Source organism: Clostridium omnivorum (assembly GCF_026012015.1).
Lineage (GTDB): Bacteria > Bacillota > Clostridia > Clostridiales > Clostridiaceae > Clostridium_AX > Clostridium_AX omnivorum.
The window spans coordinates 842,013-855,293 of sequence record NZ_BRXR01000001.1; the positions used below are offsets into that span (position 1 = coordinate 842,013).

The window sequence follows — 13,281 nt, forward strand, 5'->3', positions numbered from 1 at the left end:
CTTTGTTTAACTTACGTGGATCGTTTTGCCTGCGACTGGCATCGACTTTCAACCACAAACCTAACTTAATATACTTATATTATATCTTAGATTTTGCTGCAGTCAAGACTCTAACTTCATGTGCTCCGCAGTCTGTTAATTCCTTAGCACAATAAAAGGCTGTTGCTCCAGTTGTAATAACATCATCAATTAGCAAAATCTTTTTATTTTTAATTATATTTTTATTCACTACCTTGAAAACACCAATCATGTTTTCCCATCTGCTAGCGCCATCTAGTCCAATTTGATCCTTTGTTTCCATTGTTTTCTTCAGACAATTATATACTGGTTTGTTTTGATTCCTTGCAATAATTTTGGCTAAATGCCTGCACTGATTATATCCTCTTTTTTTCAGGCTAGTTCTGCTAGAAGGCACATATACAATTAAATCGTAATGGAAATTAGCACCTTTCAAAACATCTTCCATATATTGTGCAAGCAATTCTCCGCACTTGAAATCATTTTTATATTTCAATCCCACAATTAACTCCTTAATTATTCCAGAATAGTAAGCTGCACTATAAGTAATAATACTCATGCTATCTCTAACTATGGACATAGATTCAATGCAAAATTTAATTTTTTTTGAACATATATCACAAATACAGCTATCATTATAAGTATCTTTATCACATATGATACATTTATTATCTCCAGCATATATTAATTCTAAAACACATTCACAGATAAATCTTATAAATTTAACAATCCCATTTCCCATGCTTCTTTATTAAAGTACCTTGTTATATCTTTAGCTTTTTCCATATCTGCACTTTCCTCATTAGCTAAAAAAATAACCTCCCCGCTACTTACTTTTTCGGTTCTTCCTACCTTTCCACAAAAATAAACCAAACTTTTATAGTTAAAGCTTTTATCATTGCTAAAATACACCATTACATCTACATCCTTCAGGTCCATATAAATATCCCTGTAGTCATCTGTAACTATAATAGCTTTTTTAATTTTCATAAAGTTTACTAGGATTCTATCATCGCTCTCTTGTTTATCAAAATATAGGATGTTTTTTGCAAGACTCTCTTTAAAGTTGCATAAATATTTATAGACGCATTGTATTCTTTCACTATCTGGTACATAAATTATTACTTTTCTATTTCTTTCTATAGAAAAATTTAAATAATCGTATACCATATATGGAATATCTTTTTTTATGTCAAGTCTTGTTATTATATACCTTGGCTCGGGCATGGGCTTTTTATTATCCCTCACAGGAAGAATTATATCCCTTTGGCTCTTAAATATACTTACTATAGAACTAGCAATTATTTTTCCATTACTCGAAACACATTTGATTAACAAATCCATTATTTCGTAACTGCTATATTCAGGAAAACTTCTGATATCATCATATATGACTAAGTCAAAGGTTTCCATAATTTTAACTGCATTTCTATAATTTGAGATAACCAACCTTGAATTTGAAGAGACAAAAGCCTTTCTAATATAAGTATAGTCTCTAAATTCAGTGTATCTTTTTATATGATTAAGTATTTCAATATTTTCTTCTCTTTCACCAGTAATATATAATATACGTTCCTCACGAGAAACTGCAGCTAAAATCGTTTTTAGAAAAATTATGGATGAACTATATGGTGGCAAAATAATATTTAATATTTTTTCTTTTCCTAAACTCCACTTATATATATTCTCCATCACCTTTTCTTTTTCATATCCAATATTAAGTGTTTTATGGGAAAACATAAATTAATTCACCTCTTTAACACTTGTATCTTCTTTAAAAATATCACTGTCTATAATACTCTTTATTCTCCATTTTAGTCCTGAATATCTCTCAAAACTTCTATTATTCTTAATCATGAAATGCACAGCCTTAATGGAACCAACCAACACCACTAGCTGCTTAGCCCTAGTTATTCCTGTATACAAAAGATTTTTGTTCATAAGTAGTGGAGGCCCCATAAATGCAGGCATAATTACCACTGGAAACTCGCTTCCTTGACTCTTATGGATGGTTATTGCATACGCTAAGTCTAACTCATCTAAATACATATTCTCATAAACAACTTTTCTTTCTTCATCAAATACTACAGATATTGTATCGTTTTCCTCATCAATCTCATCAATATAACCTACATCGCCATTAAATACACCTATTCCCTCATTATCTCCATCTCCTGCAACTCTAGTCCATTTAAGCGAATAGTTATTCTTTATTTGCATGACCTTATCACCAGTTCTGAAAATAAGTTCTCTAAACTGCTTCTCATTCTTAAAATTGGCTTTTGGATTAAGAATAGCTTGAAGTTCTTTATTGAGATTAAGCACTCCAAGAGTCCCTTTACGCATAGGCGTAAGAACTTGTATATGTCTTAACTTATTCCATTCCTTATTAAACTTAGGAAGTCTTTTATTAACTAGGTCTATAACCGTCTTCATTATTTGATTATTATCATCATTATTAATAAAATAAAAATCTTTATTTTTTTCATTTAATAGAGGCATCTCACCATTATTTATTTTGTGAGCATTAACAACAATCATACTCTCCTGAGCCTGCCTAAATATATCCTTTAACCTTACAACTTTAATGCATTTACTTTCAATAATATCCCTTAAAACATTGCCTGGACCAACTGAAGGCAATTGATCTACGTCACCAACGATGATTACCCTAGTTCCTAGACCCACTGCCTTGAGGAGACTATTCATAAGCATTATATCGATCATAGAAGCTTCGTCAATTATCACCACATCACATTCTAAAGGCGAGCCTTCGTCCTTAACAAAATCCATAGAATCATCTTCAGCATAACCAAGCTCTAGTAATCTGTGTATTGTTTTAGATTCTCTACCCGTAGCTTCAGTCATTCTTTTAGCTGCCCTGCCTGTAGGTGCTGCCATGAACACTCTCATACCAGCATTTTCAAAAATATCTATTATGCAGTTAATTATTGTAGTTTTTCCTGTACCAGGGCCGCCAGTAATAACTTCTATACCGTTTTCCACAGCTCCTTTAATTGCTTCAATTTGGGATGGTGCAAATTTTATATTTTTATCCTTTTCAAAATCACAAATTTCCTGTTCTACATTTATATTAAGATTTTCATAATTTGTGAGTGCTAGAGTCAATATTTTTTTAGTAACACTAAGTTCACAATAATAATAAGGTATAGTAAATACGCACTGTTCTCCATCAATAATCTCTACTTTTATTCGCCCATCTACAGTACCATCATAAATATTTTTATTAATGTCCTCCTCAGATACTCCTAAAATACTTTTACCTTCTTTTAAAAGCTTATCTAAAGGCATATACGTATTTCCAAGAGCACAAAATTCATTAATAATAAAATTAACACCGCTTTGTATTCTAAAAGGTGAATTTATTTCTATCCCTAAACTTCTTGCAATTTTATCAGCAGTTTTAAAACCTATACCTGCAATTTCTTCAGATAAAACATATGGATTTTCTTTAACTACATTAATAGAGGTAGCTCCAAATCTTTTATAGATTTTAACACATTGATTAGGGGTAACTCCATAGGTTTGAAGGAAAACCATTATATTTTTAACTTCCCTTTGTCTAGAATAGGATTCAAAAATTATTTCAATCTTTTTCTCTCCTATGCCTTCTATTTCTCTAAGTCTTTCTATATCATTGTCCAATATTTCTAAAGTTTGTTCACCAAACTTCTCAATAATTTTTTTTGCTGTAACAGGTCCTATTCCTGAAATAACCCCAGACGCAAGGTATTTTTCTATTCCAACAATAGAAGTTGGTAATAGTTCCTCACAGCTTTCCACTTTAAATTGCTCGCCAAATTGAGGATGAACAACCCATTGTCCTGTAAGCTTTAAACTTTGCCCTTCATTAATATATGGAATAGTTCCAACTATTGTAACTTTATCACTTTTATCTTTTATGTACGCTACTACGTATCCATTTTCTTCGTTCTGAAAAAGAATTGCTTCTACTGTTCCTTGTATTTCTGGCATAAAATCTCTCCCATATCTAATTTGCATTACTCTCCATAATGCAAAAGATATATAATTTTTATAATAATATATAAAATAATGTAATAAAAAATATTATAATTATAGCATACCCTAATAAAATAAATTTCTCAACTGCTATAATATAACTTGCGTTATTTAATAATTTTTTTAATTCTCATCATTGTTCTTTTCATTTTTATGTGTATTACTTAAGGTTATTGACTTTAAACATTCTTAAATCTAAAATAGAATTCGGAGGGGATTTTCATGTTAATTAAAAATTGTAAAATAATTTTTCATGACAGAATAGAAACTGGTTCTGTTTTAATTGAAAAGGATAAAATAAAAGAAATCAATCCAATAACCCAAATTAATACAGATATAATTGATGCAAAAGGTCTCTATCTCTCACCAGGGTTTATTGATGTGCATATTCATGGTGCCGGTGGCTCAGATACAATGGATGGAACAAGGGAATCTATAAACACAATAGCTAAAACCATAGCAGCTTTTGGAACTACTTCATTTCTTCCTACTACTATGACCTGCAGTATCAATGATATACAAAAAGCTATCGAAGCAGTAGCCGAAGCTAAGGCAGCTGGAACAGATGGTGCTAATGTGTTGGGAGTTCATCTTGAAGGGCCTTTTATTAGCCCATCAATGATTGGTGCTCAAAATCCTAATTTTATACAAACTCCTTCTATTGATACCTTTAAAGAAATGGTTGGAGAACATTTAGATTCAATAACAAGCATTACTATTGCTCCTGAAGTAGAGGGTGCTAAAGAACTTATTGAATACCTAAATCATTTAGGTATTGTAATATCTATAGGTCATTCAAAAGCCACTTATAAGCAGGCACTAGAAGGCATTAAACTTGGCATAGGTCATTCAACTCATCTTTATAATGCTATGACTCCACTGCATCATAGAGAGCCTGGAATAGTAGGTGCAATATTCGATACTGATATAACTACAGAAACCATTTCTGATGGAATTCATATTAGTTATCCTTCACTTAGAGTTGCATATAAGCAAAAAGGAACTGACAAGGTACTTTTAGTAACAGATGCAATGATGGCTTGTGGAATGCCTGAAGGAAAATATGCTTTAGGTGGTCAAGATGTATATGTAAAAGATGGAGCTGCGAGACTTAAAGAAGGTAATTTAGCTGGTTCCATATTAACTTTAGATAAAGCTATTAGAAATGTATATAAAAATTCTACTTTTCAGCTTTATGATATAGTTAAAATGGCAACCTATAATGGAGCAAAGCATTGCAAAGTAGCTGATAAAAAAGGCTTAATAAAAGAAGGCTATGATGCAGATTTAGTACTATTTGACGATGACATAAATATCGAGAAGGTTATAATCGGCGGAAAAATAATTAGATAAACTAACTAATAAATCCCTGTGCTAAAAGGCACAGGGATTTATTATAATCTTATTTTTCATGCACATTAGCCGCAAAGCTTTTATCTAGCATAAAAGCTAAAACCGGAAATACAACAAAGAATACTATGGTAATAAACATACCATTAGGACTTGTTCTAACGATATTAACTAGCTTATTAATAAAACCAATTAATGAAAACAATGACAATAATCCTGCTCCAATTGTAATTGCAAGAAGTGTAAAATAAAGTCTTTTATAGAATACACTAGTAGAATGAATAAAAGCTACAAACTTTAGTTTCCATATATTGTTCATATTATTACCTCTTTCGTTTTTTGTAAATTTAAGTACTACTATTATGTGAAAAAAAGCTAAAATTTATTATTACATAAATTTACTACGCAACAAAAATACCCGCATAGCAGCGGGTATTTGTTTAATTAAGCTCTACTATAACAAAGTTAAGTTTCTAAAGTAATTCCTTAATGGCTTCTACTTTATTAAGTCTTTCCCATGGAAGATCAACGTCTGTTCTTCCAAAATGTCCATATGCAGCTGTTTGTTTGTAGATTGGTCTTCTTAAATCAAGATCTCTAATAATTGCAGCTGGTCTTAGGTCAAATACCTTATTAATTATTTCAACTATCTTGTCATCTGAAACTTTTCCAGTTCCAAAAGTATCAACTTCAACTGAAACCGGCTTAGCAACACCTATAGCATATGCTAATTCAATCTCAAGTTTATCTGCAACACCAGCAGCTACAAGGTTTTTTGCAACCCATCTTGAAGCATAAGCTGCAGATCTATCAACCTTAGTTGGATCCTTTCCTGAGAAAGCTCCACCACCATGTCTTCCATACCCACCGTATGTATCTACGATTATTTTTCTTCCTGTTAATCCAGAATCTCCTTGTGGACCACCTATAACAAATCTTCCTGTAGGATTTATATAGTACTTAGTATTTTCATCTAAAAGCTCTGCTGGAACTATCTTTCTTATAACATGCTCAATCAAGTCTCTTTCAATAGTTTCGCGAGTTACATCTGGATTATGTTGAGTAGAAATAACTACAGTATCTATTCTTACTGCTTTGTCATCTTCATATTCAACAGTAACCTGTGTTTTTCCATCTGGTCTTAGATAATCTAATGTACCATTTTTTCTAACTTCACTTAATCTTCTTGCTAATTTGTGGGCCATAGATATAGCAAGTGGCATATATTCTGGAGTTTCATTTGTTGCAAATCCAAACATCATTCCTTGGTCTCCAGCACCAATTGCTTCAATTTTATCCATATTACCTTTTTTTGATTCAAGCGCTTCGTTAACCCCCATAGCTATATCACCAGATTGCTCATCTATAGATGTTAATATTGCACATGTATCACAGTCAAAACCAAATTTTGCTCTTGTATAGCCAATGTCCTCAATTGTCTTTCTAACAACCTTTGGAATATCAACATAACAATTAGTTGATATTTCTCCCATTACTAGCACCATACCAGTTGTTACTGCTGTTTCACAAGCAACTCTAGCATTTGGATCTTGAGCTAGTATAGCATCTAACACAGAGTCAGAAATTTGGTCGCATATTTTATCTGGATGTCCTTCTGTAACTGATTCAGATGTAAATAATCTTCTCATTTTGTATCTCCTTTCACAATATAAAAATAGAAAAACCTCTTCTACAAGAAGAGGAATGTTGTAAATCACATCCTCCTATCTTGCAGCAATAAACTGCGGAATTGGCACCATAGTGTTTTAATACACCGGTTGCCGGGTTTCATAGGGCCGTTTCCCTCCACCTCTCTGGATAAGAGCATAACATAAAGTATTAAATTCTAAATCATAATAGCATAGTGTTTCATTACTGTCAACACCTATAATTCAAGGAAAGCAATAAAATTCATGTGATTTTCCAAATTCTTTTATTAAATTCCTAATTTTTTTATTTCATATAATATATCAATAAAAACTATTTTTTCAAATATGTATGGACATTAAAAAAAACACCTTTCAGTGTTTTTATGGTGGAGGAGAGTGGATTCGAACCACTGAAGACGTCAGCCAACAGATTTACAGTCTGCCCCCTTTAGCCACTCGGGAACTCCTCCATACTGGAGCTGGCAATAGGAATCGAACCTACAACCTGCTGATTACAAGTCAGCTGCTCTACCGTTGAGCCATGCCAGCATGATATTATTTAGTTTTATGTGGTGGGCACAACAGGGATCGAACCTGTGACCCTCTGCTTGTAAGGCAGATGCTCTCCCAGCTGAGCTATGCGCCCACATTAATTTTTATGGTGGAGGAGAGTGGATTCGAACCACTGAAGACGTCAGCCAACAGATTTACAGTCTGCCCCCTTTAGCCACTCGGGAACTCCTCCATATTGGAGCTGGCAATAGGAATCGAACCTACAACCTGCTGATTACAAGTCAGCTGCTCTACCGTTGAGCCATGCCAGCAATATATTTGATTTTGTCTTAGGCACCGGAGCGCCACTGACAAGGAATAGTATACCTTCATATTGATTTCATTTCAACTATCGCAATACGGCAATATAAAAAACCTTCTCTCTCAAACTCTCAATTATTATGTTTTTCTTCCTCTTACATATCAAACCTTCATTTATTTTAATGTATTTAAACATTATCATTACTATAATAGTCAGCAAATTCACAATTCATGAAACATCTTATGAAAATAAGCTTTAAAGCAATCTTTTAATAGCGCTACTTTTTTTCAACTACTTCCATATTTAAAAACTTTCCTGCTACCTCTTTAATTTTTTCGTAATCCTTGTCGGAAAGCCTATCTCTAAGAAGTTTAACAGCATCAATTACTCCCTGCTCACCATCTTCATTATTTATATATTTGTTAATCTTTTCATAGTCGGATGGCGATAATTTTCTAGCAACAGATAATATTTTTTGCTTATCCGATAAGGTTAATTTATCTTTTATTTCTTCCCTAGATACTTTAAATACTTGGGTATCAGTTTTATCTCCATTATCCACAGACGTGTCAGTTTTATCTCCACCATCTATTGACGTACTATTTTTAGTATCCTTCTCTTTTGATACTTCTTTACTTATTTCCTTTTTAGTATTATTATTCTGTGCATATTTATCATTATAGTAATTTTTCATATCTTCAACTTGACTTTCATGAAGTGCATTTATCTTACTTTTCTTTGCTTCTTCAGAAAGAACTATACCATATTTACTTGAAGCCTTACTATTTTTAGACCCATTACTTTTGTTATTATTATTTTTAATCGGTATCTCTACCTTACCCGTATTAACATCCTTAACCTTTATTTCGGAACTTTGTACTACATCTTTATATGTTACCTTTTGGTTTACTTTATCTCCATTACCTTTTGATAAGAAATTTATTTTTTTTATATTATCTAACAAGCTAATTTTTGTCTCTCTAATGCCTTCTATAGTAAAAACCTCAGGTTTTATCATAGCTGTAACTGTTATAATAGTACAGAATATAATAACTACTGACATTTTAGATTTACTCATAAAAAAACCTCCCTATATACAGGTTATAATTCAAAGCTTTTATAACTTTCTTTCTTTTATACCTATTTCCATTATTGACATATTTTTATAAATTATACTTAATATTTCATACACTGCACTCATATATATTAATGAGGAGGTGTATAACTTGAGTAAAATTAAGGCCAATTATTTGAACCCTTTAGCTTACTATGAAATAGCTTATTTCCTAAAGGATTTTTACAATGAAAACACTGTAATCGTATGTATAGGTACAGATAGATGTATAGGTGATTGTCTAGGCCCTCTTGTAGGCACCATGCTTAAAGAAAGTAGTTTTCCCTTCCCTATCTACGGGACAATTTCTGAACCTATACATGCTTTGAATATTGATAGAAGATTAATAGAAATTAAAAGCTTGCATCCAAAAGCTAGCATTATTGGAATTGATGCCTGCCTTGGTGATACTAACAGTATTGGTGAAATTCAAGCTCGTGATTATCCTATCCACCCTGGCAAAGGGGTAGGAAAATCCTTACCTGATGTTGGTGATGCTTCAATTATAGGGATTGTTGACTCGAGTGAAAGCACAGAACTTTTTACGAATAGAAATATAAGACTTGATTTAATAATGAGCATATCCAAAGTTATAACTCATTCAATTGTTCATGCTTATTATCTTTATTCCACAAATAAATAGTAGGCTCTACAAACTGTAGAGCCTACTAATATAATTTTATTTGTCTATCATACTGATGTCATATCCGTTGTAGCTAATATCAATTTTATCTATGTAATCCAATACCTTGCCTGTACCTCTTGCAACGCAAGAAACTGCTTCATCAGCTATACGTACAGGTACCATGGTGACTTCCTCAATTAGTTTATCTAAACCGTTCAGAAGAGCTCCTCCGCCTGTCATAATAATACCTTTATCAGCTATATCTGCTGCCAGTTCTGGAGGAGTTTTTTCTAATACTGAACGAGTACAATCGGCAATGGCATTAACAGTATCTTTTAATGCTTCTCTCATTTCCTCTGAGGATACCGTAATATTTTTAGGAAGACCTGTAATAAGATCCCTTCCTCTAACTTCCATAAACACTTCAACATCTCTTTTATAAGCTGATCCTATATTTATCTTTAAATCCTCTGCAGTTCTTTCACCAATCATTAGTTTATGCTTTTTCCTAATAAACCTAACAATTGCTTCGTCGAACTTGTCTCCTGCAGTTTTAATAGAAGCTCTAACTACAATTCCACCCAAGGAGATTACTGCAATGTCTGTAGTTCCTCCTCCGATATCTATTACCATATTTCCGCTTGCTCCGGTTATATCAAGATCTGCTCCAATTGCTGCTGCTAAAGGTTCTTCAATAAGATAAACCTTTCTTGCTCCAGCATTAGTTGCAGCATCTCTAACTGCTCTTTTTTCAACTTCTGTAGCCTTACATGGGACACATATTACTACGCTTGGTGCAGACATTCTTCTTTTACCACAGGCCTTTTTTATAAAATGCTTAAGCATAGTTTCAGTAATATCATAATCTGATATAACACCATCCCTTAATGGACGGATTGCTACAATGTTTCCTGGCGTTCTACCTATCATCTGCCAAGCTTCCGCACCAACAGCCCTCACTTTATTGTTAGCCTTGTCTATTGCCACAACTGATGGCTCGTTTAATATTACTCCTTTGCCTTTTATATATACAAGCACAGTGGCTGTTCCTAAATCTATTCCCATATCTGTTCCTACACTAAAAAAACACATTCCTATACACACTCTCCTGCTCTTTGGTGATTGATTTCACATATTGGTAAAAATTGTTTAAATATGAAACAACTTGTCACTCTTTTAATTATAATAGGAATGTATTTAACCTTCAATAGCTTTATACTTTAATTTTGTAGCTTTTCCACCTCTAATGTGCCTTTCTGCCTTGTTGTAGTCTAGAATATGCTTAGCTTCATCTGCAATTTGAGGATTTATTTTAGGTAACCTCTCCGTCATATCCTTGTGTATAGTACTTTTACTTACTCCAAATACTTTTGCTGTTTTTCTTATTGTAGCTTTTGAACGAATAATATAATTTGCTACCTCTAGCACTCTTTCTTCAATGTAGTCTTTCAAAGTGCTACCTCCTTAATCCTTCTATATTTATAAATATGCTATTTTGCATTTTTAAATTACATTCATCAGCCATTTTCCGATGAATATTTCGGAAAATGGCTAACTTTTAATATTAGTATTTTATATACTTGGATGGATCTACGTAATCATTACCTTTCATTACAGCAAAGTGTAAATGATCACCGTATTTTTCATAGGCAGCTCTTACTGTAGTCTTTCCAACTTTACCAATTTGAGCACCTTTTTTAACTTGTTGACCTTTTGTAACTGAAACCTTTGAATCTAAATTGGAGTAAACACTCTTCAATCCATTTTGATGATTGATTATTACTTGCATACCATCTTGTGTACTATTGTTTACTTCTTCAACCTTACCATCCATAACAGCTACTACAGGTTTTCCCACTTCAGCCTTAATATCCATTCCGAAGTTTGGTCTCCATTTTTCAGTGGTATCCCACCATACTGGCGTATCTGAATAAGCTCTTGCCAGTGTACCCACTACAGGCTTTACAAAGCTAGTATCAACAGTTTTAGAAACTTGCTGTACTGCATTTTTTCCATCTTTTTGTACAGTAATACCAGCGGTTCCTGATGTTTTAACCTGAAGTGCTCCAGGATGCTCTGTAGATGATTCATCTGTTAGCTTAGCTACATCAGTAGTCTTATCTTGTTGTGCCTCTTGAGCTACAGGCTGCTTCTTAACTGCTTTTGAATTTCTTGTAGTTACTGCAGCTACAGTTGCAACTATGCAGAGACAAACAAATAAGATTACGTAGAAACCCTCCTTCTTAAAAAAGTTTGATGACTTGCTGAATAGTTTTTTGTCCATACAAACACCTCCTTTTTGTAGTTTGTCCAGAGGATAGTAAAAAATACATATTTTATGAAATTTTATTACTTCTTTTTTCCTTTTTTTCTGACAAATTATGTTATATATTTATAAATTAAAAATGACATGAGTGAAACTCATGTCATTTTTTGCCACATATATATCCTGCGCATAATAATATCATTTATCATAATTATTTTCTATAAAACTATTTAACGGATTTATAACTTTCAATTTTTACACCTTGGTAATAATGCGTGAGTATTTCATCGCACTTGCTTCCCTGTTTAGCCATAGCACCTGCTCCCCACTGACTCATGCCTACATCATGCCCAAACCCCTTACAGGTAATATCTACAGTTTTTGTATTAAAACTAAAAGTAAAATTAGCAGATTTTAGTCCTAACATTTCTCTAAATTGCCTTCCACTAATAGTTATATTACCAATCTTCAATTCTTTTACAGTGCCACCTTCATTATAGCCTTTTATTGAAATCTGACTTTTAAGCTTTTTACTAGATAAAGCTGCTTTTGGAAATTGCTCATTTATTTTATTGGCAAGTTCAGTATAGGTATATTTTTCAACTGTAGTATATCTAGGTGATTCTTTATCCCCATCACTCTTTACACTTTTCAAATATGGTTGACCTGAGCCGAACACAGCTTCAGCATCCTCAGTTTTTCCACCGCTGGTAGAAAAGTAATACGGTTCCATAACTAATTTGCCGTTATAGGTTAATACCTGTCCAATTGTTTCATTCACAGCTTGGGTTACTTTTTTCCAATATTCATCTCTTTGTTTTTCATCAAGAGAATTCATTCTTTCTTCTTTACTCATATAAACCTGACAGTGTGTTGTATCACACAAGTCTGCCCCATTATGTTCTTTAATTTGCGCTCCGCCAAACTGCTTTGTATGTGCAAGTGCATATGTTCGAGCTGCTATTGCTTGGGCTTTTAATGCCTCGATCCCAAAATTTAGTGGCATCTCTGCAGATACAACTCCACGAACATATTCCTCTAGGCTAAGCTCAACTACTTTATTTTCTTTAGTCATATATAATTTAATTTTCAAATTATCCCCGTCTTGAGAATCAATATTTATACTATCTGAGCTTATGCCAAACTTTGGCACGGTATTCTTAGGATCTGTAATATTTGTTTTTCTTCCTGTAAACCCTACAATAAGAATAGTGATCAGAAATAAGAAAATTACAAAAGATACCATTGCAATTATTATTTTTTTTAAAGGTGCAAAAATTATAACTCTCTGCAACTTACCACTCCTTTCTTTAGTAGAAGTATCACATTACAGTTTATTAAAATACTTCTGCAATTATTACTTACTCTTTTCAATAAAAAAATAATAGGAAACAATTAACCTGC

General features: G+C 32.8%; 12 protein-coding genes, 5 tRNA genes and 1 riboswitch. Of the genes, 2 read left to right on the plus strand and 15 right to left on the minus strand.

From position 1 onward, the window contains the following. Positions 1–79: 79 nt before the first annotated feature. From bsdE14_RS03860 to recD2, 3 genes are read right to left on the minus strand one after another with little or no spacing between them, the layout of a single operon-like run. A complete protein-coding gene (locus bsdE14_RS03860) occupies positions 80–760 on the minus strand; it encodes a ComF family protein (protein WP_264848646.1) in 681 nt (226 codons plus the stop codon). Then, positions 733–1,758, minus strand: a complete 1,026-nt coding sequence (locus tag bsdE14_RS03865; RefSeq protein WP_264848647.1) for a hypothetical protein — start codon at positions 1,756–1,758, stop codon at positions 733–735. The genes bsdE14_RS03860 and bsdE14_RS03865 overlap by 28 nt, the downstream gene beginning before the upstream one ends. A gap of 3 nt (positions 1,759–1,761) precedes the next feature. Next, positions 1,762–4,014 carry an SF1B family DNA helicase RecD2 gene (recD2, locus tag bsdE14_RS03870; RefSeq protein ID WP_264848648.1) on the minus strand — a complete coding sequence of 751 codons (2,253 nt, stop codon included), beginning with the start codon at positions 4,012–4,014 and terminating at the stop codon, positions 1,762–1,764. A 267-nt stretch (positions 4,015–4,281) separates the two neighbouring features. Here recD2 and nagA point away from each other — a divergent pair, with 267 nt between their 5' ends. Beyond that, a complete protein-coding gene (gene nagA, locus bsdE14_RS03875) occupies positions 4,282–5,412 on the plus strand; it encodes an N-acetylglucosamine-6-phosphate deacetylase (protein WP_264848649.1) in 1,131 nt (376 codons plus the stop codon). 49 nt (positions 5,413–5,461) lie between these two features. Here nagA and bsdE14_RS03880 read toward each other — a convergent pair whose 3' ends face one another. The 8 genes from bsdE14_RS03880 to bsdE14_RS03915 form a co-directional block, all read right to left on the minus strand. Continuing rightward, entirely contained in the window at positions 5,462–5,728 is a 267-nt protein-coding gene (locus bsdE14_RS03880; protein ID WP_264848651.1) for a hypothetical protein, read from the minus strand. Between the two features lie 154 nt (positions 5,729–5,882). Next, entirely contained in the window at positions 5,883–7,058 is a 1,176-nt protein-coding gene (gene metK / locus bsdE14_RS03885) for a methionine adenosyltransferase (protein WP_264848652.1), read from the minus strand. A gap of 72 nt (positions 7,059–7,130) precedes the next feature. Then, positions 7,131–7,234: riboswitch (SAM riboswitch) on the minus strand. A 208-nt stretch (positions 7,235–7,442) separates the two neighbouring features. After that, a tRNA-Tyr gene (locus bsdE14_RS03890) sits at positions 7,443–7,528 on the minus strand. A gap of 4 nt (positions 7,529–7,532) precedes the next feature. Next, positions 7,533–7,607 (minus strand) — tRNA-Thr (locus bsdE14_RS03895). Between the two features lie 21 nt (positions 7,608–7,628). Then, positions 7,629–7,704, minus strand: a tRNA-Val gene (locus bsdE14_RS03900). A gap of 13 nt (positions 7,705–7,717) precedes the next feature. Then, positions 7,718–7,803, minus strand: a tRNA-Tyr gene (locus bsdE14_RS03905). Between the two features lie 4 nt (positions 7,804–7,807). Continuing rightward, positions 7,808–7,882 (minus strand) — tRNA-Thr (locus bsdE14_RS03910). 267 nt (positions 7,883–8,149) lie between these two features. Continuing rightward, positions 8,150–8,950, minus strand: coding sequence for a hypothetical protein (locus tag bsdE14_RS03915; RefSeq protein ID WP_264848653.1), 801 nt, complete (start codon positions 8,948–8,950; stop codon positions 8,150–8,152). Between the two features lie 148 nt (positions 8,951–9,098). Here bsdE14_RS03915 and yyaC point away from each other — a divergent pair, with 148 nt between their 5' ends. Beyond that, entirely contained in the window at positions 9,099–9,629 is a 531-nt protein-coding gene (yyaC, locus tag bsdE14_RS03920) for a spore protease YyaC (protein WP_264848654.1), read from the plus strand. 36 nt (positions 9,630–9,665) lie between these two features. Here the strand turns inward: yyaC and bsdE14_RS03925 are convergent, their stop codons facing one another. From bsdE14_RS03925 to spoIID, 4 genes are all read right to left on the minus strand, one after another. Continuing rightward, positions 9,666–10,703 (minus strand): rod shape-determining protein, encoded by a 1,038-nt coding sequence (locus bsdE14_RS03925; protein ID WP_264848655.1) that lies wholly within the window; start codon positions 10,701–10,703, stop codon positions 9,666–9,668. Positions 10,704–10,808: 105 nt separating this feature from the next. Next, complete coding sequence (gene spoIIID / locus bsdE14_RS03930; protein WP_264848656.1) at positions 10,809–11,063, minus strand: sporulation transcriptional regulator SpoIIID; 255 nt, start codon at positions 11,061–11,063, stop codon at positions 10,809–10,811. 112 nt (positions 11,064–11,175) lie between these two features. Continuing rightward, positions 11,176–11,895 carry a M23 family metallopeptidase gene (locus bsdE14_RS03935; protein ID WP_264848657.1) on the minus strand — a complete coding sequence of 240 codons (720 nt, stop codon included), beginning with the start codon at positions 11,893–11,895 and terminating at the stop codon, positions 11,176–11,178. A 208-nt stretch (positions 11,896–12,103) separates the two neighbouring features. Next, positions 12,104–13,171 carry a stage II sporulation protein D gene (gene spoIID, locus bsdE14_RS03940; protein WP_264848658.1) on the minus strand — a complete coding sequence of 356 codons (1,068 nt, stop codon included), beginning with the start codon at positions 13,169–13,171 and terminating at the stop codon, positions 12,104–12,106. Positions 13,172–13,281 lie beyond the last annotated feature (110 nt).

Excerpts from the sequence above, each read along its gene's own strand:
- bsdE14_RS03860 (WP_264848646.1), bottom strand. The coding sequence starts at position 760 with ATGGGAAATGGGATTGTTAAATTTATAAGATTTATCTGTGAATGTGTT.
- bsdE14_RS03865 (WP_264848647.1), bottom strand. The coding sequence starts at position 1,758 with ATGTTTTCCCATAAAACACTTAATATTGGATATGAAAAAGAAAAGGTG.
- recD2 (WP_264848648.1), bottom strand. The coding sequence starts at position 4,014 with ATGCCAGAAATACAAGGAACAGTAGAAGCAATTCTTTTTCAGAACGAA.
- nagA (WP_264848649.1), top strand. The coding sequence starts at position 4,282 with ATGTTAATTAAAAATTGTAAAATAATTTTTCATGACAGAATAGAAACT.
- bsdE14_RS03880 (WP_264848651.1), bottom strand. The coding sequence starts at position 5,728 with ATGAACAATATATGGAAACTAAAGTTTGTAGCTTTTATTCATTCTACT.
- metK (WP_264848652.1), bottom strand. The coding sequence starts at position 7,058 with ATGAGAAGATTATTTACATCTGAATCAGTTACAGAAGGACATCCAGAT.
- bsdE14_RS03915 (WP_264848653.1), bottom strand. The coding sequence starts at position 8,950 with ATGAGTAAATCTAAAATGTCAGTAGTTATTATATTCTGTACTATTATA.
- bsdE14_RS03925 (WP_264848655.1), bottom strand. The coding sequence starts at position 10,703 with ATGTGTTTTTTTAGTGTAGGAACAGATATGGGAATAGATTTAGGAACA.
- bsdE14_RS03935 (WP_264848657.1), bottom strand. The coding sequence starts at position 11,895 with ATGGACAAAAAACTATTCAGCAAGTCATCAAACTTTTTTAAGAAGGAG.